We start from the raw sequence: 22,280 nt of genomic DNA on the forward strand, positions 1-22,280 counted from the left end.
ACGAGGAGGCACGTGCCGGTGGAGGACCGCAGGTTCGAGGGCAAGGTCGCGCTGATCACCGGTGCGGCGAACGGAATCGGCGCGGGCGCGTCCCGCCGCCTCGCCGAGTCGGGGGCGCACGTCGTGGTCGCCGACATCGACGGCGACCGGGGCAAGGTGATCGCCGACGAGGTCGACGGCCTGTTCGTGCACTGCGACGTGCGCGACCCCGAGCACAGCAAGGCCGCCGTCGCGGCCGCCGTGGAGCGGTTCGGCAAGCTGGACCTGGTCGCGCTGAACGCGGGCATCTCCACCGGGTTCACCCTCGGCGAGGACTTCGACCCCGAGCGCTACCGCAGCGTCATGGGCATCAACCTCGACGGCGTCGTCTACGGCGTGCACGCCGCGCTGCCCGCGTTGCGGGAGACCGGCGGCCAGATCATCGCCACGGCGAGCATGGCGGGTATCACGCCGACGCCGATGGACCCGATCTACGGCGCCAACAAGACCGCCGTCGTGGGCCTCGTGCGCTCGCTCGCGCCGTCGTTGCAGAAGACGGGCGTGCGGGTCAACGCGCTGTGCCCGTCGTTCGCCGACACCGCGATCATCGGGCCCTTCCGCGCGCAGCTCGAGTCGACGAACATGCCGATCATGGAGGTCGCCGACGTCGTGAAGGCGTTCATGGCGATCGCCGAGTCCGACGGGACCGGCGAGTGCTGGTTCGTCGTGCCCGGCCGCGAGTCCCAGCCGTTCACCTTCCGCAACGCCCCCGGTCCGCGCACCGCGACCGGTGAGCGCATGTCCGTCGATCCCGGCGCCTTCGCGACCGGGCAGGAGGCCTGAAACCCATGCGTGCCATCCAGATCACCGCGTTCGGCGGGCCCGAGGTCCTCACCGAGGTCGAGCTGCCCGACCCCGTCGCCGGTCCGGGCGAGGTGCTGATCGACGTCAGCCGCGCCGGCCTCAACTACGCCGACACCCACCAGGCGGAGAACTCCTACCTGTCGTCGATGACGCTCCCGCTGGTGCCCGGCGGCGAGATCGCGGGCGTCACCGCGGACGGCAAGCGCGTGGTCGCGCTGACCAGTGGTGGCGGCGGTTACGCGCAGAAGGCCGTGGCCCCGGCCGCGACGACGTTCGAGGTGCCGGACGGCGTGGACGACCTGACCGCGCTGAGCCTCGTCGTGCAGGGCGCGACCGCGTGGCTGCTGCTGCGCAAGAGCGCGCACCTGGCCGAGGGCGAGAGCGTCGTCGTGCACGCCGCCGCAGGCGGGGTCGGCTCGATCGCCGTACAGCTGGCGAAGCTGTGGGGCGCGGGACGGGTCATCGCGACGGCCAGCACCGAGGACAAGCGCAAGCTGGCGCTGGACCTCGGTGCCGACGTGGCGATCTCCTCGACCGAGGAGGACATGACGGAAGCCTTGCGGGAAGCCAACAACGGCCGCCGCGTGGACGTCGTGCTCGACATGACCGGCGGCGCCGTCACCGACCAGAGCGTCGCCGCGCTGGCCGCGTTCGGCAGGCTCGTCTTCTACGGCATGGCCAGCCGCGAACGGCCGAAGCCGGTGCAGCCGGTGAACCTGCTCGTGCACTCCACGGCCGTCATCGGCATGTGGCTGCCGCACGCGTTCCGGCTGCCGGGCCGCGTCGTGCACACGGCGATGGACGAGATGTTCCAGCTCGTGCTGGACGGCAAGCTGCGCGCCGTGCCAGGCGGGGAGTACGGGATGTCCGACGTCCGCCAGGCGCACGAGGACCTGCGGGCCCGGCGCACGAGCGGCAAGCTGCTGCTGGACCCGAACCGGTAGTCCCCCGTCCACGCGGAAGGGCCCCTCTCCCGAGCGGGAGAGGGGCCCTTCGTGCGAAAGATCAGTCGCTCAGCTCGGCCAGGGCCTGCTTGACCTTGGCGAGCTCGGCCTCGAGCTCCTCCATGCGGGTGCGGTGCTGGTCTCGCGCCGCCTCCAGCACGGTCTCGATGCCGCTGAAGATGTCCTCGTGCAGCTCCTTGGCCGCCTTGGACACCGCGATGGCGGGGATGGAGAGACCCTGCACGACACGGGTGGTCCCGTGCAGCAGGTCGGCCTGCCAGTCGCCGTCCATGGTGCCGGTGACCGTGAGCGTGAGCTCCACGGTCCGCGTCTTCTTGGCCGTGCTCTTGGCCCGCTTGACCGGCTTGGCCGGGGGGTCCTCCTGCACCGGCGCGTCGGTGGGCTTGTCCGCCTGCTTGTCGGCGGAAGTGTCGGCGGGGGTGTCTGCCGGCTTGTCGGCGGGCTTCGGGGACAGCGGGTTCGCGGAGGCCTCGGGGGCCGCCGGAATCGTGGCTTCCACCGCGTCTACCTGGTCATCCTGCTCCGTGAGCGTGTTGGCCACGTTCTGGTTTCCTCTCTGGCAATACCGGGTCGACCCGGCCATATCATAGAACACGTGTTCGATGCCGAAACGTCAGGCTCGAGCGGCGCGGACGTCAGCACCGGCGTCGTGCGGGACATCCTTGCACTGCGGGTGGGTGGAGCGGGCGGGGGTTGAGGGAAAGAGGGAAGCCCAGCCCCCGGCGCGCGATTGTCTCAATGCCCCACCCCTGTTTGTCAAGACGGTGAAGCTGTCTTGACAAACAGGGGTGGGGCAGGAGGGCGCTGTTTATCGGGGGCGGGAGGGGATCTGGCTTCGCCAGCAAGGCATCGGGCTCCGCCCGACAAGGCATCGGCTGCGCCGACAGGGCATCCTCGCTGCGCGTCGGACTCAAGCGGGCGGGCGCTCCGCGCCGGATGCGAGGTGGCGGCTGCGCCCTGTCCGGGATCCTCGGCTTCGCCGTCGGACGGGGCATCCTCGCTGCGCGTCGGACAAGGCATCCGAGCTTCGCCGGACAAGGCGGGCGGGCGCTCCGCGCCGGGTGGGGGTGGCGGCTACGCCGGGGGTTGAATGGCCGAGCGCCTGTCGACTGGGTCGGCAGGCGCTCGGTGGGGGTGGAGCTAGTGGGCTTGTTTGCCGTAGATGCCTGCGGCGAGGGTGACGCCTACCGCGGCCAGGGCGATCTGGACGAGGAGTTCGATCCAGTCGATGCCGGGGGTGTCCACGACGCCGAAGATGCGTGCGACGAACGTGCCCAGGAACGCCGCGACGATGCCGACCACGATGGTCAGCCAGATGGGAATGCCCTGCTTGCCGGGAGCGACCAGCTTGCCCAGCACGCCGAGGACCAAACCGATGACCAGGGCGCCGATGACGCTGCCGATGCTCATGCTGCCTCCTGCGGGTCAGTCAACCCCTCGAAGAGGACCCGATCGGGTCGGGGCCTCGGTGAGCATCATTCCACCGGAGGAGCGGGGTGCAGCGCGGCAAGCGGGGCATTCGCCCGCTTCAGTGACCGAAGACGCCGCGGCGGCCCGCGGTCTGGTCCATCCACTGGTGGAGGATGCCCGCCCAGTCGGCGCCCATGGCCTCGTGGTGGCCCATGTGGAAGTGGCCGAAGCTGTCGCCGCCGGAGCGGAACATGCCGCCGCGGCGGTCGGCCTCGAGGATGACCCAGAGGCTGTGCGGGTCGGCGACGAAGGTGAGCTCGACCTGGCTGATCTTGCTGATGAACTGGTGCGGCGGGTGGAACTCGATCTCCTGGTAGAAGCCGAGCTGCTGCGGGACGCCGTGCAGCCTGCCGCCCTCGTTGTCGGCGCGGGTGAAGCGGAAACCGAGCTGCATGAAGGCGTTGAGGACGCGCTCCTGCGAGGGGAGCGGGTGGATCGCGACCGGGTCGAGGTCGCCGGGGTCGATGGCGCCGCGGACGGCGAGCTCGGTGCGCAGGCCGAGGGTCATGCCGTGCAGCTGCTGGCCCGCGACGACGTTGATCGGGGACTCCATCGGCACCTGGTACTGGAACGGGATGGAGAGCTGCTGGCCGGGGGCGACGGCGACGCGCTGGGCGACGTAGGCGTGGCCGTAGTCGACGTTGCGGACGGTCTCGCTGTCGCTGCCCTCGAACTCGACCCTGGTGACCAGCGAGAGCGCGACGTGGTCGATGTCGACGGGGTGGTCGCCGCCGGCGATGCGCACCTCCCCGGTCAGCAGCTCACCGGGACGCGCGTTCGGGTTGGTGAGCACGGTGTCCACCGTGGGCCCGCCGACACCGAACGCGCGCAACATCCTCTTGAACACCACTGGGGGACCTCCTGGGGGCGGCTGACGGCTTGGGTGAAGTGTCCCATTGACGCCTGACAGGGGGTTTCGGTTCCGTGTAGACGTGGTACCGCTTCCGCTGCGACCATGGCGGCCGGAACATACTAAGCGGTCGCTCAGGAGGTCGTGTGTCCACTTTGCTGGTCGCGAACAGGGGCGAGGTCGCGGTCCGGGTGCTGCGGACCGCGGCCGACCTGGGTCTGCGCACGGTCGCCGTGCACTCGACCGACGACGCGGACGCGCTGCACGTCCGGCTCGCCGACGTGGCGGTCCGGCTGGACGGCGAGGGGCCCGCGCCCTACCTCGACCCCGACCAGTTGGTGAAGGCCGCGCTGGAACACGGCTGCGACCTCGTGCACCCCGGTTACGGCTTCCTGTCCGAGAACGCCGACTTCGCCAGGGCGTGCGCGGAGGCGGGGCTGGTGTTCGTGGGGCCCAGCCCCGAGGTGTTGGCGCTGCTGGGTGACAAGAGCCGGGCGCGGGCGTTGGCCGCGAGCCTGGACATCCCGGTCCTGGAGGGCACCGGGCCGGTCGACCTGGCCGCCGCACGGGAGTTCTTCACCGGGCCGGTGATGGTGAAGGCGGTCGCGGGCGGTGGGGGCAAGGGCATGCGCGAGGTGCACCGCGCGGAGGACCTGCCCGCGGCGTTCGAACGGTGCCGCGCCGAGGCGCTGGCGGCGTTCGGCGACGGCGAGGTCTACCTGGAGCGGCTGCTGACCCGCGCCCGGCACGTCGAGGTGCAGCTGGTCGGCACAACCGTGCTCGGCGACCGCGACTGCTCCCTCCAAAGTGGACACCAGAAGGTCGTGGAGATCGCCCCGGCGCCGCGGTTGGCGGCCGGGGTGCGCGCGGGTCTGCACGACGCGGCGGCGCGGATCGCGGAGGCGGTCGACTACACGGGCGTGGGCACGGTCGAGTTCCTGGTCTCCCCCGACGGCGGGTTCGTGTTCCTGGAGGCCAACCCCCGGCTCCAGGTCGAGCACACGGTCACCGAGGAGGTGACGGGCGTCGACCTGGTCCGCGCGCAGCTCGTGCTGGCCGCGGGCGGGACGCCCGACCTCACCCGCCACGACCGCGGCTGCGCGGTCCAGCTGCGGATCACCCTGGGCTCGGCGGGCACGGTCGCGGTGTTCCAGCCCGCGACCGGCCCCGGCGTGCGGGTCGACACCCACGCCTACGGCGGGTACCGGGCGGGCGACCGGTTCGACGCGCTGCTGGCGAAGCTGGTCGTGCACGCCGACGACCTGGACACCGCGCTGCGCAAGGCCCGCCGCGCGCTGGCGGAGTTCCGCGTGGACGGTGTGCCGACGAACCTGCCGTTCCTGCACGACCTGCTGGAGCGAGACCTCACCGACGCGCACACCGGGTTCCTCGACGAGCTGCCCGCGCCGCCGACCGGGGACGGCCCGCGCTCCCCCGTGCACGGCACGGTCGTCGCGGTCGAGCCCGGCGCGGTCGTGGTCGAGGCGATGAAGATGCAGCACGTGGTCCCCGTGGGCGACGGCCGGGTCCTCGTGGCGGTCGGCGACACGGTGACCGAGGGCGCGCCGCTGGCCGAGTCCGGCACGGCCGACGCGGTCGCCGAGGTCGAGCAGGCCGACCTCGACGCGATCCGCCCGGACCTCGCGGAAGTGCTGGCGCGCCACGACTTCCGCCGTCCGGACGCCGAGGCGAAGCGGCACGCGGCCGGTCGCCGGACGGCCCGCGAGAACGTCGCGGACCTGTGCGACCCGGACGGTTTCGTGGAGTACGGCGGGCTGGCCATCGCGGCGCAGCGGCAGCGGCGGTCGGTGGCCGAACTGGTCGAACGCACCCCGGCGGACGGCCTGGTCGCCGGGATCGGCACGGTCGACGGCCGCCGCGCGGTCGTGATGTCCTACGACTACGCGGTGCTGGCGGGCACCCAGGGCGTGCGCAACCACGCGAAGCTGGACCGGATGCTCGCGCTGGCCGAGCAGCGGCGGCTGCCGGTGGTGCTGTTCGCGGAGGGCGGCGGAGGGCGGCCCGGCGACACCGACCACGGCATGGTCAGCGGGCTGGACACCGGGTCGTTCCACGCCATGGCGAAGCTGAGCGGCCTGGTGCCGCTGGTGGGCGTGGTGTCCGGGCGGTGCTTCGCGGGCAACGCGGTGCTGCTCGGCACCTGCGACGTGATCATCGCGACCGCGGACGCGAACATCGGCATGGGCGGCCCGGCGATGGTCGAGGGCGGCGGGCTGGGCGTGTTCCGGCCGGAGGAGATCGGGCCGATGGACGTCCAGGTCCCCAACGGGGTCGTGGACGTCGCCGTGGCCGACGAGGCGGAGGCCGTCGCGGTGGCGCGCAGGTACCTCTCCTACTTCGGCGGCCCCAAGGCCGACTGGACGGCTCCGGACCAGCGGCTGCTGCGGCACGCCGTGCCGGAGAACCGGTTGCGCGCCTACGACGTGCGGACCGTGGTGGAGACCATCGCCGACACCGGCGAGGTGCTGGAGCTGCGCCGGGCGTTCGGCCGCGGCATCGTCACGGCGCTGGTGCGGGTGGAGGGCAGGCCGTTCGGGCTGATCGCCAACGACCCCGCGCACCTGGGCGGCGCGATCGACGCGGACGCGGCGGACAAGGCGGCGCGGTTCCTGCGGCTGTGCGACGCGTTCGACCTGCCGGTGCTGTCCCTGTGCGACACACCGGGGTTCATGGTCGGCCCGGACGCCGAGCGCACGGCCACCGTGCGGCACCTGACCAGGATGATGGTCGCCGCGGCGGACCTGGACGTGCCGTTCGGCCTCGTCGTGCTGCGCAAGGCCTACGGGCTGGGCGCGCAGGCGATGGCGGGCGGCAGCCTTGCCGTGCCGGGGTTTGCGGTGTCCTGGCCCAGCGGCGAGTTCGGCCCGATGGGGCTGGAAGGGGCCGTGCGGCTGGGTTTCCGGCGCGAGCTGGAGGCGATCGACGACCCGGCGGAGCGGCAGGCTGCGTTCGACCGGATGGTCGCGGCGTCCTACGAGCACGGCAAGGCGCTCAACCTGGCGGCGGCGTTCGAGATCGACGACGTCATCGACCCGGCCGACACCCGGCGGTGGATCAGCTCGTCGCTGACCGCGGACCGGGGCGAGCAGCGCCGCGAGCGGAGGCGGAAGGTCGTGGACACCTGGTGAGCGTGGGCTGATCGGGTGCGCACCCCCGCCCCGATCGGGGGTGCCCACGGCCTCCGTTCACCTTCTTCGCCCGGAGTATTCGCTGGTCACGGGCGCGCGAACGGCGTCGGGAGCGGCAACTGTGAAGGTCCGCTCCCCCACCACACGGGGAACGCAACCGCCGTGCCGTACGTTTCGGCACCGTGACCACACTCATGGCACGGCTGAAGCAGCGGATGCGTCGGTTCGCACAACGCCCCGGCTCGGCCGACCTCACGCCCTACCGGACCCTGCTGACCGCCGTGAACACCCACGAGGAGCGCATCGGCGCGCTCACCGACTCCGAGCTCACCGAGGCGGCCAAGGAGCTGCGCGAACGGTCGACGTTCGGCAAGGACGAGCTGGTCGAGGTGTGCGCCCTCGCGCGGGAGGCCGCCGACCGCGCGCTGGGGCTGCGGCCGTTCGACGTGCAGATCCTCGGCGCCCTTGGGCTCCTGGAGGGTCACGTCGTCGAGATGGCCACCGGTGAGGGCAAGACGCTGTCCGGCGCGATCGCGGCGGCCGGGTTCGCCCTGCGCGGCGACCAGGTGCACGTGGCGTCGGTCAACGACTACCTCGCCCAGCGCGACGCCGAGTGGATGGGTCCGCTGTACAAGCTGCTCGGCGTGTCCGTGGGGTGGCTGAACCAGAGCTCCAAGCCGGACGAGCGCCGCGCGGCCTACGAGGCCGAGGTCACCTACGCCGCGGTCAGCGAGATCGGCTTCGACGTCCTGCGCGACCGGTTGGCCACCGACGAGGCCGACCGGATCGTGCCCGAGCCGCGCGTGGTGCTGGTCGACGAGGCGGACTCCGTGCTCGTGGACGAGGCCCGCGTGCCGCTGGTGCTGGCCGGGTCGACCGCGAACGAGGCCGCCGACCCCGTCATCGCCGACCTGGTCCGCAGGCTCCGCCTCGACCTGCACTACGAGGTCGACGACGAGGAGCGCAACGTCTACCTGACGGGTGCGGGCTCCGAGGCCGTGGAGCGGGCGCTCGGTGGCATCGACCTGTACTCCGACGAGCACGTCCAGACCACGCTGAGCAAGGTCAACGTGGCCCTGCACGCGCACGTCCTGCTGCACCGCGACATCGACTACATCGTGCGCGACGGCAAGGTGCACCTGATCAACGACACCCGCGGCCGGATCGCCCGGCTCCAGCGCTGGCCCGACGGCCTGCAGGCGGCCGTGGAGGCCAAGGAGTCGGTGGCGGCGACCGACAGCGGCGAGGTGCTGGACTCGATCACCGTGCAGGCGCTGCTCAACCGCTACCCCACCGTGTGCGGCATGACCGGTACGGCGGTCGCCGTCGCCGAGCAGCTGCGCACGTTCTACAACCTCGAGGTGCTGGTCATCCCCTCGAACCAGGAGTGCATCCGGGAGGACGAGGCGCCGCGGCTGTACACGACGCTGGAGCTCAAGGAAGCCGCGCTGGTCAAGGAGATCGCCTCGGTCCACGAGACCGGGCGGCCGATCCTGGTGGGCACGCTGGACGTGGCCGAGTCCGAGCGGCTCTCGACGAAGCTGCGCGCGGCGGGCCTGGAACCGGTGGTGCTGAACGCGAAGAACGACGCCGAGGAGGCGACGATCATCGCGGACGCCGGGTCGTTCGAGCGGATCACCGTGTCGACGCAGATGGCCGGGCGGGGGACGGACATCCGGCTGGGCGGGCACGACGGCGAGGACCACGACCGGATCGTGGAGCTCGGCGGGCTGTACGTGGTCGGGTCCGGACGGCACACCTCCAGCCGGTTGGACGACCAGCTGCGCGGACGCGCCGGACGGCAGGGCGACCCCGGCGGGTCGGTGTTCTTCGGGTCGTTGCAGGACGAGCTGGTGACGCAGTTCGCGCCGGACCACGACTCGCCCGTCGAGGTGGACGACGACGGGCTGATCACGGACGCGGGGACGCTGCACACGGTGGAGCACGCGCAGCGGGTGGCCGAGGGCGTGCACCTGGAGATCCACCGGAACACGTGGCGGTACAACAAGCTGGTCGAACACCAGCGCGAACTGCTGATGTCGCACCGGGACAAGGTGCTGACGTCCGACGCCGCCTGGGAAGAGCTGTCCACGCGGTCGCCGGAGAGGGCGGCGGAGCTGAAGGAAGCCGTGTCGGACGAGGAAGTGCTCGTCTCGGCGGCGCGCCTGATCACGCTGTACCACCTGGACCAGCGGTGGAGCGAACACCTGACGTTCCTGACCGACCTGCGCGAGGGGATCCACCTGCGGGCACTGGCCCGGCAGAACCCGCTGGACGAGTTCCACCGGGAAGCGATCCCGGCGTTCAACCGGATCGTGCCGGACTCGTGGGAAGCGGCCGAGGAGACGCTGGCGGAGGCGAAGGTCGGGGAGGACGGGGTGGAGCTGGTTAAGGCGGGGGTGAAGAGGCCGAACACGACCTGGACGTACCTCGTGCACGACAACCCGTTCTCGTCGGGGTTGGAGGAGACGTTCAAGGGGTTGGTGAAGATGGTGAAGCGGCGGTAGGGGTTGGAGGTCTTGGGGGAAGCCCGGCCCCCGGTGCGCGATTGTCTCAATGCTTCACCCTTGTTTGTCAAGACGATAAAGCCATCTTGACAAACAAGGGTGAAGCAGGAGGGCGCTGTTTATCGGGGGCGGGAGGGGATCTGGCTTCGCCAGCATCAGGCTGCGCCTGACAGGGCATCCTCGGCTTCGCCGTCGGACAGGGCATCCTTGCTGCGCTGCGGACAAGGCCCCAGGCGCTCCGCGCCGGATGCGCGTTGGCGGGCTGCGCCCCGTCGGGGTGGTCCTCGCTGCGCGTGGACACGGCATCGGTTGGCGCCGACGGGCCCTAGGCGCTTCGCGCCGGATGCGAGTGGCGGTGCGCCCGGCGGGTCATCCTCGCTGCGCGTCGGACCGAGCGGGCGGGTGTGTTGTTCTGTGGTCTTCGCTGTGCGTTGGACCGAAGGCTTGGGGGTGGCGACCCCGGCGGGGGTTGCCCGCCGGGTGTCGTGCTGTTGTTCGGCACGGCCGATGCCCCGGACCGGTTGGTTGCCGGGGCATCGGTGTGCTTACTACTGGGTCCGGACAGCGAGGACGACCCTGTGGTCGTCCGCGGGCTCGGCCTGTCGGGGCATCATGGACTTCGAGGTCACCGTGAGGTGCGACTCGGTGAGTGCGCGGATCTCCGCCAAGAGCGCCAAGTGCTCCTGGGAGGGGGGTGGACCCACGAAGTTGGAGTGGTCGTGGGCCGTCCGTTCAGCACGCCGGGCCAGGTGCTGAATCCGCCGAATGAGTACCAGGTCTTCGTCCGAGACCTGCGAGCGCCGTTGCTCCATCACCACAGCAGCGTTCACCCCCGGCGGTGGGATGGTCCATCCCCTAGAGGAGCGAACCTCGGACCGTCACATCAGTACCCGTTCGACCCACGCGTGGAACTGCCCGATGTGGTGTTCCGACGGTACGAGCACACCTCCGTTGGCATACGCGCGTGACGACATACCCGGTTGGCAGCGTTCGCAGGCGTCGAAGTCCTGTTCGTTCACCCGGTGGAACAACTCGACCGACCGCGAGACGTCACGCCCCCCGGACACGACCTGTTCGGCGTACAGCCAATCGCACTCCACGATCGTGAGATCCGGCGCCATCGGGTACATGCGGTGGATGATCACGTGATCGGGGACGAGGTTGATGAAGACCTGCGGGCGGATGGTGATGGCGTAGTAGCGGCGGTCCTGGTCGTCGCTGACGCCGTCCAGCTTCTCGAAGCCCTCACTGCCGTCCACGGTGAAACCGCTGATCCCCGAGCCGAACTCGGCGCCATGTCCGACGTAGTACTGAGCCGCGTACCCATCGGCGAACTCGGGCAGCACCTCGGTCAGTTCGGGGTGGATCGTCGCGCAGTGGTAGCACTCCATGAAGTTCTCGATGATGAGCTTCCAATTCGCCTTCACCTCGTACCTGATCCGCCTGCCGACCCTCAGTTCGTCGATCTCGTACCCGTCGATGGCGTCCAGAGCGCCGAGACGTTCGGTCACGGCGCTCTGGACGGTGTCGGCGAAGGAGGCTGGCTCCTCCGCCAGGCTGATCCACGCGTAGCCGAGCCACTCGCGCAGGTGCACCCCGGTCAGGCCGTACTCGACGCGGTCGACGTCCGGCATGGAGGTGAGGTTGGGCGCGGCGATCAGCTTGCCGTCCAGACCGTAGGTCCAGGCGTGGTAGGGGCACTGGAAGGCGCGCTTCACCGAGCCGGTCTCGGTGGTGCACAGCCGGGCGCCGCGGTGGCGGCAGACGTTGAGGAACGCGCGCAGCCCGCCGTCGCGCCCACGGGAGATCAGCACGCTCTCGCGGCCGATCGTGACGGTGCGGAAGTCGCCGGGGTTCGGCAGGTCGGAGCCGCGCACCGCGCAGAACCACATCTGCTCGAAGATCTTCTCCTGCTCGGCGGCGAACACCCCGGGGTCGGTGTAGAACCTCCCGCCGAGGGTGCGGATCAGGCTGCTCGGCTGCTCGGTCGCGGTCATCTGGTGGCCACCCTCTCCTCGGAACCGGCCAGCCGCGCCGGGTCGAACAACGCGATGGGGTGCCGGGTGGCGCCGTCGGCCACCAGGTCGGCCAGGATCTCGCCGACCACCGGCACGAACTTGAAGCCGTGCCCGGAGAAGCCGCACGCGACGACCACGGCCTCGTGGTCGGGGTGGCGGGCGATGACGAAGTGCTCGTCGGCGGTGTTGGTGTACATGCAGGTCGCCGCGCGCAGGAAGTCACCGGGCAGGGTGGGCATGGCGGCGCCGACGAAGTCGGCCATCGCGGCCACCTCGTGGGGGTGCACGGTGCGGTCGATCGTCTCGGGGGTGCAGGTGAGGCCACCGCGGAAGAACGCGACCTTCACACCGCCGTCGAGCCCGTTGTGCGCGGGGAAGCCATAGAACTGGCGGCCCTCCGGGTTCTCCCAGATGTAGACGGGGTGCCGGTCGGACAGGAACGGGGTCGCGCCCCCCGCCGGTTCGAACCAGTACTGGACCTGCCGCTCGACGGTGAAAGGGATGCCGAGGTCGGCGAGCAGGCCGGGTGCCCAGGCACCGGGGCAGATCACCAGCTGGTCGGCGCGGTAGGTGCCCTGGGCGGTGGTGACCTCGACGCCGCCGTCGGCGGTCCAGGACAGGACCTCCTCCTCGAAGCGCAGCTCGGCACCGGCCCTGGCCGCCAGGTCGAGGTGCGCGCCGACGCTGGCCTCCGGGACCACCAGGCCGGCGCCCGCCTCGTAGAGGGCGATGTCCTCTTCGGACGGTCGCATGGTCGGGAAGCGGTGGCGGATCTCCCGCGCGTCCAGCAGCTCGTGCGGCAGGTCCCACTCCTGCGCGGACAGCAGGCTGCCCGCCACGGTCCGGGACTCCGGCCTGCCGACCATGACGCCGCCCACCCGGTGGAAGATCCGCCGTCCGGAGTCGGCCTCGATCTGGTCCCACATCTCGTGCGCGCGCAGCAGCAGCGGCACGTAGTCGGGGTCCTCGAAGTAGGCCTGCCGGGTGATCCGGGAACCACCGTGGCTGGACCCCTGCGTGTGCACGGGCTTGAACTTCTCCAGCCCCAGCACGCGCTGCCCGCGTTCGGCCAGCCGGTACGCCGCGGCGCTGCCCATCCCGCCGAGGCCGATCACGATGACGTCATGGGTGTTGGGCACGGCGTCAGCTCCTCAGCCGGGTCATCTTCGGGTCGAACAGGGGCTCCTCGGCGACGACGGCCGCGACGCGCTCGCCGAAGTACTCGACCTCCACCGCCCGACCGGGTTCGGCCAGCTCGGCGGGCAGCCACGCGTAGGCGATGTTGACGCCGGTCGTGTACCCGTAGGCCGCGCTGGTCACGTAGCCGACCGGGGCGCCGTCGACGTGCACGGGCTCGTTGCCGAGCACCACGGCGTGCGGGTCGGTGATGGTCAGGCAGGCCAGTTTCCGCGTCCGGGTCCGCGCGGCCAGCGCGTCGCGCCCGACGAAGTAGCCCTTGTCCATCCGCACCGCGAACCCGACACCGGCCTCGTGCGGGTCGTGCTCGGTGGTCATGTCGGTGCCCCAGGACCGGTAGCCCTTCTCCAGCCGCAGGCTGTTGAACGCCCCGCGACCGGCCGCGATGACGCCGTGCGACTGGCCGGCCTCCCAGAGCGTGTCCCACAGCTCGCGGCCGAGGTCCGCGGTCGTGTACAGCTCCCAGCCGAGCTCGCCGACGTAGGACAGCCGCAGCGCGGTGACCGGGACGTGGCCGACGTAGGCCCGCTGCGCCTTGAAGTAGCCGAGCCTCGTGTCCACTGTGGAGATCGGCTCTACCAACTCGCGCGCGAGCGGTCCCCACAGGCCGATGCAGCACGTGCCCGAAGTGATGTCGCGGACCTGGACGCTGCCGTCACCGGGCAGGTGCCTGCCCAGCCAGTCGAGGTCGAGGTTGCCGTTCGCGCCGACCTGGAACCGGTTGTCCGCCAGCCGCGCCACGGTGAGGTCGCTGCGCACGCCGCCGTCCTCGCCGAGCAGCAGCGTGTAGGTGACCGCGCCGGGCTTGCGGGCCAGGTTGTTCGTGGTCATGGTCTGCAGGAAGTCCAGCGCGCCGGGGCCGGTGACCTCCAGCCGCTTCAACGGGGTCATGTCGAACAGCGCCACCCGGCTGCGGGTCACCAGCGCCTCGGCACCGGCGATCGGCGACCAGAAGCGCGACGCCCACTCGTTGCGGGCGGGGACCTCGGCGACCTCGGACAGGTCGGCGTTGGCCTCGTACCAGTGCGGCCGCTCCCAGCCCGCACCTTCGAGGAACACCGCGCCCAGCGCTTGCTGGCGTTCGTAGAACGGGCTGGTGCGCAGCGGCCGCGGGCTCTCCATGGGCTGCAACGGGTGCAGGATGTCGTAGACCTCGACGAAGTTCCGGCAGCTGCGCTCGCGGATGTAACCGGGCGAGAGCTGCACGTCCTCGAACCGGTTCAGGTCCGCCGAGTGCAGGTCCTGCTCGGGCTGGCCGTCGACCAGCCACTGCGCCACGGCCCGCGCGACCCCCGCGGAGTGCGTGATCCACACGGCCTCCGCGACCCAGAACCCGTCCAGGTCGGGGTGCTCGCCGAGCAGCGGCATCCCGTCGGTCGTGAACGAGAACAGCCCGTTGATGCCGTCGTCCACCTTGGACTCGGCGAGCACGGGCAGCAGGTCCACCGCCGCGGCCCACGAGTCGTCGAAGTCCTCGGGAGTGAACAGCCGCTCGGAGGGCATCGACTTGGTGAACCGCGGGTCGCCGATCTCGCGGGGATCGATCGGCATCGGGTCGTGCCCGTAGGCGCCGATGCCGAGCCGGTCGCCGTGCCCGCGGAAGTAGAGGTCCGCGTCCTGGTGCCGCAGGATCGGGCCGCCGACCCGACCCGACGCCAGCGCGGTGGTCTTCGCGTACTGGTGGGCCATCGGCACCAGCGGCACGGTGAGGTCGACCATCTCGCCGAGCAGCGGCCCCCACATCCCGGCGCAGGACACCACGACGTCGGCCTTGAAGGTGCCGCCGCGGGTGGTCACGCCGGTGACCCGGCCCGCGGAGCGCTCGACCGCGGTCACCTGCTGGTCCGGCACGAACGTCGCCCCGCGCGCGATGGCCCGTTCCGCCTGCGCCCGCGCGGCGGCCACGGGCTTCGCGAGCCCGTCGGTGGGGATGTGGAACCCGCCCAGCACCTTGTCCGCGGCGATCAGCGGGTGCAGCGCGACGCACTCCTCGGGCGAGACCAGCGACGTCTCCACGCCCCACGCGGTCGCCCAGCCGTGCCGCCGCTTCAGCTCGGTCAGCCGTTCCGGCGTGGTCGCGACCTCCAGGCCGCCGACGGCGTCGAAGCAGCCCAGCTCGCCGTACTTGCGCGCGGTGTAGCTCGCGAACTCGGTCATGGTCTTGTTGCCGGTGGTCTGGAAGACCAGCCCCGGCGCGTGCGAGCTGGACCCGCCGGTGGCGAACAGCGGTCCCTGCTCCAGGACCGTGACGTCGGTCCAGCCCCGCTCGGTCAGCTCGTCGGCCAGCGCGCACCCCACGATGCCCGCGCCGACGATGACCACCCGTGGTCGACCCGCCATCCGTACCCTCCCACCGGAGTTGCGAAAGGCGCTTGGTGTTCCGCCCTCTGCAACAAGCTGCGCTCAGCGCTCCCCGATGTCAATCCCTCCATCCGAGTAGTAGCACGCCGGAAACGCGGCGTTCGGCCGCTACTCGCAGGTAATGGGACAGAACGACAACAACCCCGTCCCACCAGGTGAAACGGGGTCCAAGATCGTCGGGGCTAGTCGGCGAAGTAGCCCAGCTGCGCGGACAGCTCGGAGGCCGCCTCGGTCATCGGGGGCACGATCTGGCGCACCCGCTGCCGGGACAGCCGGTAGGAGGGCCCGGACGCGCTCATGGCGGCGATCACCTCGCCGCGCTGCCCCCGGATCGGCACGGCGACCGCGTGCAGGCCGAGCTCCAGCTCCTCGTAGCAGGCCGCGTACCCCTCGACGGCGATGCGGTCCAGCTCCACCGACAGCTCGTCCGGCTCGACGACCGTGCGCGGCGTGTACCGGTCCAGCGGCAGGCCCAGCAACCGCTTGCGCTCCTCCGGGACCATGAACGCGAACAGCACCTTGCCGCTCGAGGTCGCGTGCAGCGGCGTGCGCTGCCCGATCCAGTTCTGCGCGCTGATCGCCGCCGACCCCCTGGCCTGCGTGATGTTGATGGCGACCCCCTGGTCGGCCACCGCGATGTTCACCGTCTCGCCAAACTCGTCGGCCAACGACTGGCACGTCGGCTGCCCCAGCTTGGCCAGGTCCATGCGGCCGGTCGCCGCACCGGCCAGCCGGACGACCCCGAAGCCGATCGCGTACTTGCCCCGGTCGCCCAGCTGCTCCACGAGCCCGCGGGACTCCAGCACGCTCACCAGCCTGGACGCGGTGGACTTGTGCACACCCAGCTCACCAGCGATTTCGGTGATGCCCGCCTCGCCGTGCGCCAGCATCTCCAGCACGCTGATGGCGCGGTCCACGGACTGGACCTGCGCCACCGTTCCCCGATCTGCGTCCGAGTTGCTCATGGCGCAACAGTAACCACCGGGTAAACCACGTCTGCTCCAACCAGGCGAACCCCTTGACGGCGGCCCCCGCCAGCCTCACATTGTTGCGTTATCCAGGTCGTGTTCTGCATCGCGCAACGGAGGCGCCCCATGATCCGCGTCTGCACCGTCCTCGACCTCCCCCCTGGCGAGGCGGTCCGCGTCGTGGCGCACGTGCCCATCGCGGTGTTCAACGCCGACGGCGAGCTGTACGCGGTCGACGACACCTGCACCCACCAGGACGCCTCGCTCGCCGACGGCTGGCTGGAGGGCTGCTGGGTCGAGTGCCCGTTGCACGCGTCGTCGTTCGACCTGCGGACCGGGCTGCCCAACGGGCTGCCCGCCAAGAGACCCGTCCGCACCTACCCGGTCGTCGTGCGCGACGACGTGGTCTACGTGGACACCGCCGTGCAGGACGTGGCGTGAGGACCATCGCGGTCATCGGCGCCTCGCTCGCCGGACTGCGCTCCGCGGAGGCGTTGCGCGCACAGGGTTTCGACGGCAGGTTGGTCGTGGTCGGCGACGAGCCCCACGAGCCCTACGACCGGCCCCCGCTCTCGAAGGGCTTCCTGCTCGGCACCACCGACCGCGAGTCGCTCGCGCTGGCCGACGCCGACGGGCTCGCCGCGCTGGACGCGGAGTGGCGGCTGGGCGTGCGGGCCGAACGGCTCGACACGAGCACCCGCGAGGTCCACCTGTCCGACGGCGCGACCGTGGTCGCGGACGGCGTGGTGATCGCGACCGGCGGCGCGCCGCGGACGCTGCCCGGCACCCGCGCGCTGCGCACGCTGGACGACGCGGTGGAGCTGCGGGCCGCGCTCACCGGTGGGGCGGAACGGCTCGTGGTGGTCGGCGCGGGCTTCATCGGCGCCGAGGTCGCCTCGACCGCGCGCCTGCTCGGCCTGGACGTGACGGTGGTGGAGGTGCTGCCGATCCCGCTCGGCCGGATCCTCGGACCCGAGATCGGCGCGGTGTGCGGCGAGCTGCACCTCGACCACGGCGTGCGGCTGCGCTGCGGTGTGGGCGTGGAGGAGGTGTCCACCTCCGGGGTCGTGCTCACCGACGGCGAGGTGCTGCCCGCGGACGTGGTCGTCGCGGGTGTCGGCGCGCGGCCGGAGACGGACTGGCTGGCGGGCTCGGACGTGGCCGTCGGCAACGGCGTGCTGTGCGACCAGGGCGGTGTGACCAACGTCCCCGGCGTGGTCGCCGTCGGCGACGTCGCCCGGTGGAGCGGGCAGCGGCACGAGCACTGGACCAGCGCCGCCGAACAAGCGGCCGTCGCGGTGCGCAACCTGCTCGCGGGGGCCACCGTGGACACCCACGACAAGCCCGGCTACTTCTGGTCCGACCAGTACGGGGTGCGGATCCAGTTCATCGGCGAGACGCACCTCTACGACGAGATCCGCTACGTCGACGGGTCGGCCCAGGACCGCAAGTTCGCCGCCGTGTACCTGCGCGAGGACGTGGTCGTCGGCGTGGTGTCGATGAACGACGCGCGCCACTTCACCCGGCTGCGCAGGCAGCTCGGCACCGCCGCACTGTCCACACCGAACTGACCCGGCTTGACAGGGCCCGCCCCCGGCGGGAACGGTGCTACGACCAGTCCAGGTCTTGAGGAGGCGGGCACCCGTGTCGAAGCTGTACGTCGACGGCCGGTGGGGCGGAGCGAGTGGCGGCGCCGAGCGCGAGGTGATCAACCCGTTCGACCGGAGCGTGGTCGCCACCGTCGCCGAGGGCACCGCCGAGGACGCCGCGGCGGCCATCGCGGCGGCGCGGCGCGCGTTCGACGACGGCGCGTGGACCTCCACCAGCCCGGAGCACCGCGCGGCCGTGCTGAACCACGTGGCGGACCTGCTGGAGCGGGCGAAGGAGGACATCGCCCGCACCGAGACCCTCGACACCGGCAAGACGCTGGTGGAGAGCCGGATCGACGTGGACGACGTCGCCGCGGTGTTCCGCTACTACGGCAACCTCGCGGGCGCGCTGCACCCCCGCGTGGTGACCGGCGCTGGTCCGGACGTGATCAGCCGGATCGACTACGCCCCGGTCGGCGTGTGCGCGATGATCGCGCCGTGGAACTACCCGCTGCTCCAGGTGGCGTGGAAGATCGCGCCCGCGTTGTTGGCGGGCAACACGTTCGTCGTGAAGCCCAGCGAGATCACCCCGTTGTCGACGATCAAGCTGTTCGAGCTGTTCGCCGAGGCCGGTGTGCCCGCGGGTGTCGCGAACCTGGTGCTGGGCACCGGTCCCGAGGTGGGCTCGGTGCTGGTCGAGAGCCCGGACGTGGACCTGGTGTCGTTCACCGGGAGCCTCAAGGTGGGGCAGTACGTCATGCGGGCGGCGGCCGACACCGTGAAGAAGGTCGCGCTGGAGCTGGGCGGCAAGAACCCGAACATCGTGTTCGCCGACGCCGACCTGGACATCGCGGTCGACTACGCGCTCACCGCCGCGTTCTTCCACGCGGGCCAGGTGTGCTCGTCGGGCACGCGGCTGATCGTGCAGGACTCCGTGTACGACGACTTCGTCGCCGAGGTGGCCCGACGGGCGGACCTCGTGAGGCTGGGCAACGGTTTCTCGCCCGACTCGGAGAGCGGGCCGCTGGTGTCGGCCGAGCACCGGGCGAAGGTCGAGGAGTACGTGCGGATCGGACAGGCCGAGGGCGCCCGGCTGCTGGCGGGCGGGAAGCGGCCGACCGAGCCGGAGCTGCAGGACGGGTTCTTCTTCCGCCCCACCGTGTTCGCGGACTGCACGCGGGAGATGCGGCTGGTGCGCGAGGAGACGTTCGGGCCGATCATCACCGCCGAGCGGTTCGGCGACCAGCGGGAGGCCGTGCTGCTGGGCAACGACACCGAGTACGGGCTCGCCGGCGGCGTGTGGTCGCAGGACCTGGAGAAGGCGCAGTGGGTCGCCAGGCGCCTGCGCCACGGCACCGTGTGGATCAACGACTTCGGCCCGTACCTGCCGCAGGCCGAGTGGGGCGGGTTCAAGCGGTCCGGTCTCGGCCGCGAACTCGGGCCGTCCGGGCTGCACGAGTACTGCGAGCCCAAGCACGTCTACCAGAACCTCAAGCCCACGGCCCAGAACTGGTTCGCGAGGAGCGCCGATGCCTGAGTACGACTACGTCGTCGTCGGCGGGGGCACCGCCGGATCGGTGCTCGCCTCAAGACTCAGCGAGGACCCCGACGTGACGGTGTGCGTCGTGGAGGGCGGCCCGAGCGACGTCGGCGACGAGCGCGTGCTGCAGCTGCGGAACTGGATCAACCTGCTCGGGTCCGAACTGGACTACGACTACCCGACCGTCGAGCAGCCGCGCGGCAACTCCCACATCCGGCACTCGCGGGCACGGGTGCTGGGCGGGTGCTCCTCGCACAACACGCTGATCAGCTTCGCGCCGTTCCCGCAGGACGTGGCGGACTGGGGGCCGGGCTGGGACTGGGAGACGTTCGGGCCGTACTACGACCGGCTGCTGAACAACATCATCCCGGTGGCGCCCGCGGACCGGAACCCGATCGCGCTGGACTTCATCGCCGCCGCGAAGGCCGCGCTGGGCGTTCCGGAGATCCAGGACTTCAACGCGAAGCCGTTCGCCGAGGGCACCGGGTTCTTCTCGGTCGCCTACCACCCCGAGAACGGCCACCGCTCGTCCGCGTCCACGGCGTACCTGCACCCGGTCCTGTCCAGACCCAACCTGACCCTGATGCTGGAGACCTGGGTCAGCCGGGTGACCTTTGTGGATGGTCGCGCCGTCGGCGTCGAGACGTCGGCCGGCCCCGTGACCGCGCGCCGCGAGGTGCTGCTGTGCGCGGGGGCCATCGACACGCCGAGGTTGTTGATGCTCTCGGGTGTCGGCCGCGGCTCGGACCTGGCGGCGTTGGGCATCGAGGTCGTGCACGACCTGCCCGGCGTCGGCGAGAACCTGCTGGACCACCCGGAGTCCGTCATCATCTGGGAGACCGACGGCCCGATCCCGCTGAACTCCGTCATGGACTCCGACGCGGGCCTGTTCGTCCGCCGCGACACCGCGGACCCCCGCCCGGACCTGATGTTCCACTTCTACCAGATCCCCTTCACCGCCAACACCGAACGCCTCGGCTTCCCGGTGGTGGAGCACGGCGTCTGCATGACCCCGAACATCCCGCGCCCGCACAGCGTCGGCCGGATGTGGCTCACCAGCGCGGACCCGACCGTGAAACCCGCACTGGACTTCGGCTACTTCACCAACCCCGACGGCTACGACGAGCAGACCCTCGTCGACGGCTTCCGCATCGCCCGCGAGATCGCCTCCCACGAACCCCTGAAGTCCTGGCTGCTGCGCGAGATCGCCCCCGGCCCCACCGTCACGACCGACGAGGCCCTCTCCGAGTACGGCCGCCGCGCCGCCCACACCGTCTACCACCCGGCCGGCACCTGCGCCATCGGCTCGGTGGTGGACCGGTCGCTGAAGGTCATCGGGTTGGAGGGGCTGCGCATCGCGGACGCCTCGGTCTTCCCCACCATGCCCACCGTGAACCCGATGGTGACGGTGCTGATGATCGGCGAACGGGCAGCGGACCTGATCCGCGGCACGTGACCAGGTGTGGAGCTTCCCGGCGGGGAAGCTCCACTCATCGCTCAGTCGAGGATGCGGTCGTGCCGGATCCTGTGCGTGTGCATGTCCTCGTGCCACTTGGACAACGCCAGGTCGACCGACGACTGCAAGGTGCTCATCCGCGCCTCCATCAGGTGCATGGAAGGCGCCACGTGCGCCGTCATCTCCTGCCTGACGTACCGGACACAAGCCACCGCACCGATGAGCACACCCAACAACGCGCCGATGAGGAAGATCAGAACCGTCATCGCGACCACCCGCCCACTTCCGATCAAGCTATCCGCAATTTTTGCGGACTTGATTTCTGGCCGTGCAGCCTGAATTATGCGCTCTTTGTGCGGCCGGTCAAGCCAGCCTCGTAAGCCATACTTGACGCTTGTACAGCCAAACTTCACTCAAGGGGTCGGCCGCTTCGAGTCGATTCCAGCTCAGACAGCGGGTGGATGAAGTGGAAAAACGCGAAGTGAAGCTGGGACAAACGCTCAGTTCACTGATCGAGCGGGGTGGCTACAGCAGAAATAGACGAGACATCCTCACCGCCCTGGACATCAGCCCGGCGGCCCTGTCCCAGTACGCGCGGAACCAGACGCGACCGAGCTTCCAGAAGCTCGTGGCACTGGCCGACTTCTTCGGCGTGAGCCTCGACTACCTGGTCTACGGGCAACCGATGATCGACCACAGCACGACGACCGGCTACATCGAGAGCACCTGGCAGCGGGTAATGGCCAACACCCGCCGCCATTCGGCCCTCGTCGGGCGGATGGGCAGGTTGCTCGCCGACCGCGTTGACGAGGTGGCCCGCGAGTTGGCGAACTCCCCGACCGCAGGACGTGAAGGTCTGATCCAGGACGACGAGGCAGCGCGACTGGAACGCTTCTGCCTGTCCGCCGACATCCTCACGCTGAACCTGGACTTCGACATGGTCAACCTGCCGGACGGCAGTGCCGCCGCGGGCAGGTTCATGGACGTCGTGGCGATGAACCTGCTGGCTGGATGCACCTACAGGTTCCTCGTACCCGTCGATTCGGAGCACGTCATCGAACAGTTCCGACTCCTTCTCGTGAACCAGGTCGGTCGGGACCTGGTCCGTCGCAACTGCTCATTCCGCCGTACAGCTCAACCGGTCTACTCTGGAATGGTGATATACCGACTCGACCTGGGCAGACTCGGCATGGAAGAGCCCGCTCTGCTCACACAGATGCAGGACTACATCGGAGCCCACGGGGAACTCGGCTACGTCATTCGCCCGAACGAGGACTCGAACAGCGACATGATGATGAGCAATGGACACCGCAACCGCGCCAAGGCTGCCTTCAACACACTGTGGGCCTCCGGACGGCATGAATGAT

At 70.6% G+C, this 22,280-nt stretch carries 17 protein-coding genes; 9 read left to right on the top strand and 8 right to left on the bottom strand.

Translation table 11 applies throughout. The features are described 5' to 3' along the window. Positions 1–12: 12 nt before the first annotated feature. Both CLV43_RS44500 and CLV43_RS44505 read left to right on the top strand, forming a co-directional pair. Entirely contained in the window at positions 13–822 is an 810-nt protein-coding gene (locus tag CLV43_RS44500) for an SDR family NAD(P)-dependent oxidoreductase (protein ID WP_245887495.1), read from the top strand. A gap of 5 nt (positions 823–827) precedes the next feature. Beyond that, positions 828–1,787, top strand: coding sequence for a quinone oxidoreductase family protein (locus tag CLV43_RS44505; RefSeq protein ID WP_106196601.1), 960 nt, complete (start codon positions 828–830; stop codon positions 1,785–1,787). 61 nt (positions 1,788–1,848) lie between these two features. On the opposite strand, the gene CLV43_RS44510 is transcribed toward CLV43_RS44505, so the two are convergent. The 3 genes from CLV43_RS44510 to CLV43_RS44520 form a co-directional block, all read right to left on the bottom strand. Further along, the gene (locus tag CLV43_RS44510; protein ID WP_245887496.1) at positions 1,849–2,349 is read right to left on the bottom strand and encodes a DUF6319 family protein; all 501 of its coding nucleotides are present in this window, start codon (positions 2,347–2,349) and stop codon (positions 1,849–1,851) included. A 599-nt stretch (positions 2,350–2,948) separates the two neighbouring features. After that, positions 2,949–3,218 (bottom strand): GlsB/YeaQ/YmgE family stress response membrane protein, encoded by a 270-nt coding sequence (locus tag CLV43_RS44515; protein WP_106196603.1) that lies wholly within the window; start codon positions 3,216–3,218, stop codon positions 2,949–2,951. A gap of 118 nt (positions 3,219–3,336) precedes the next feature. Continuing rightward, positions 3,337–4,128 carry a sporulation protein gene (locus tag CLV43_RS44520; RefSeq protein WP_106196604.1) on the bottom strand — a complete coding sequence of 264 codons (792 nt, stop codon included), beginning with the start codon at positions 4,126–4,128 and terminating at the stop codon, positions 3,337–3,339. 146 nt (positions 4,129–4,274) lie between these two features. On the opposite strand from CLV43_RS44520, the gene CLV43_RS44525 reads away from it, so the two are divergent. Both CLV43_RS44525 and secA2 read left to right on the top strand, forming a co-directional pair. Further along, positions 4,275–7,277 (top strand): carboxyl transferase domain-containing protein, encoded by a 3,003-nt coding sequence (locus tag CLV43_RS44525; protein WP_106196605.1) that lies wholly within the window; start codon positions 4,275–4,277, stop codon positions 7,275–7,277. 182 nt (positions 7,278–7,459) lie between these two features. Next, positions 7,460–9,784, top strand: coding sequence for an accessory Sec system translocase SecA2 (gene secA2 / locus CLV43_RS44530; RefSeq protein ID WP_211304860.1), 2,325 nt, complete (start codon positions 7,460–7,462; stop codon positions 9,782–9,784). An 878-nt stretch (positions 9,785–10,662) separates the two neighbouring features. Here the strand turns inward: secA2 and CLV43_RS44540 are convergent. The 4 genes from CLV43_RS44540 to CLV43_RS44555 form a co-directional block, all read right to left on the bottom strand. Beyond that, complete coding sequence (locus tag CLV43_RS44540; RefSeq protein ID WP_106196607.1) at positions 10,663–11,781, bottom strand: aromatic ring-hydroxylating oxygenase subunit alpha; 1,119 nt, start codon at positions 11,779–11,781, stop codon at positions 10,663–10,665. Next, positions 11,778–12,941 (bottom strand): N-methyl-L-tryptophan oxidase, encoded by a 1,164-nt coding sequence (solA, locus tag CLV43_RS44545; RefSeq protein ID WP_106196608.1) that lies wholly within the window; start codon positions 12,939–12,941, stop codon positions 11,778–11,780. The genes CLV43_RS44540 and solA overlap by 4 nt, the downstream gene beginning before the upstream one ends. A gap of 4 nt (positions 12,942–12,945) precedes the next feature. Beyond that, on the bottom strand, positions 12,946–15,339 hold the full coding sequence (locus CLV43_RS44550) for a GcvT family protein (RefSeq protein WP_106196609.1): 2,394 nt from the start codon (positions 15,337–15,339) through the stop codon (positions 12,946–12,948). 203 nt (positions 15,340–15,542) lie between these two features. Continuing rightward, positions 15,543–16,325: an IclR family transcriptional regulator gene (locus CLV43_RS44555; protein ID WP_106196610.1), complete on the bottom strand. Its 783-nt coding sequence runs from the start codon at positions 16,323–16,325 to the stop codon at positions 15,543–15,545. A gap of 129 nt (positions 16,326–16,454) precedes the next feature. On the opposite strand from CLV43_RS44555, the gene CLV43_RS44560 reads away from it, so the two are divergent. The 4 genes from CLV43_RS44560 to CLV43_RS44575 all read left to right on the top strand — a co-directional run bounded on the left by CLV43_RS44560 (position 16,455) and on the right by CLV43_RS44575 (position 20,913). After that, entirely contained in the window at positions 16,455–16,769 is a 315-nt protein-coding gene (locus CLV43_RS44560; RefSeq protein ID WP_106196611.1) for a bifunctional 3-phenylpropionate/cinnamic acid dioxygenase ferredoxin subunit, read from the top strand. Further along, the gene (locus tag CLV43_RS44565) at positions 16,766–17,899 is read left to right on the top strand and encodes an NAD(P)/FAD-dependent oxidoreductase (RefSeq protein WP_106196612.1); all 1,134 of its coding nucleotides are present in this window, start codon (positions 16,766–16,768) and stop codon (positions 17,897–17,899) included. The genes CLV43_RS44560 and CLV43_RS44565 overlap by 4 nt, the downstream gene beginning before the upstream one ends. Before the next feature lie 73 nt (positions 17,900–17,972). Further along, the gene (locus CLV43_RS44570) at positions 17,973–19,454 is read left to right on the top strand and encodes an aldehyde dehydrogenase family protein (protein ID WP_106196613.1); all 1,482 of its coding nucleotides are present in this window, start codon (positions 17,973–17,975) and stop codon (positions 19,452–19,454) included. After that, positions 19,447–20,913, top strand: a complete 1,467-nt coding sequence (locus CLV43_RS44575; protein ID WP_106196614.1) for a GMC family oxidoreductase — start codon at positions 19,447–19,449, stop codon at positions 20,911–20,913. The genes CLV43_RS44570 and CLV43_RS44575 overlap by 8 nt, the downstream gene beginning before the upstream one ends. 41 nt (positions 20,914–20,954) lie before the next feature. Here CLV43_RS44575 and CLV43_RS44580 read toward each other — a convergent pair whose 3' ends face one another. After that, entirely contained in the window at positions 20,955–21,179 is a 225-nt protein-coding gene (locus CLV43_RS44580) for a hypothetical protein (protein ID WP_146175154.1), read from the bottom strand. 128 nt (positions 21,180–21,307) lie between these two features. Between CLV43_RS44580 and CLV43_RS44585 the strand changes: the two genes are divergently transcribed. Further along, positions 21,308–22,279, top strand: coding sequence for a helix-turn-helix domain-containing protein (locus CLV43_RS44585; protein ID WP_106196616.1), 972 nt, complete (start codon positions 21,308–21,310; stop codon positions 22,277–22,279). Position 22,280 lies beyond the last annotated feature (1 nt).

Origin of the sequence: Umezawaea tangerina (assembly GCF_003002815.1) — a bacterium.
GTDB lineage: Bacteria > Actinomycetota > Actinomycetes > Mycobacteriales > Pseudonocardiaceae > Umezawaea > Umezawaea tangerina.

Bases quoted from the DNA above. Each gene is read 5' to 3' on its own strand.
- CLV43_RS44505 (WP_106196601.1), top strand. From the start codon at position 828: ATGCGTGCCATCCAGATCACCGCGTTCGGCGGGCCCGAGGTCCTCACC.
- CLV43_RS44515 (WP_106196603.1), bottom strand. From the start codon at position 3,218: ATGAGCATCGGCAGCGTCATCGGCGCCCTGGTCATCGGTTTGGTCCTC.
- CLV43_RS44540 (WP_106196607.1), bottom strand. From the start codon at position 11,781: ATGACCGCGACCGAGCAGCCGAGCAGCCTGATCCGCACCCTCGGCGGG.
- CLV43_RS44550 (WP_106196609.1), bottom strand. From the start codon at position 15,339: ATGGCGGGTCGACCACGGGTGGTCATCGTCGGCGCGGGCATCGTGGGG.
- CLV43_RS44555 (WP_106196610.1), bottom strand. From the start codon at position 16,325: ATGAGCAACTCGGACGCAGATCGGGGAACGGTGGCGCAGGTCCAGTCC.
- CLV43_RS44560 (WP_106196611.1), top strand. From the start codon at position 16,455: ATGATCCGCGTCTGCACCGTCCTCGACCTCCCCCCTGGCGAGGCGGTC.
- CLV43_RS44575 (WP_106196614.1), top strand. From the start codon at position 19,447: ATGCCTGAGTACGACTACGTCGTCGTCGGCGGGGGCACCGCCGGATCG.
- CLV43_RS44580 (WP_146175154.1), bottom strand. From the start codon at position 21,179: ATGACGGTTCTGATCTTCCTCATCGGCGCGTTGTTGGGTGTGCTCATC.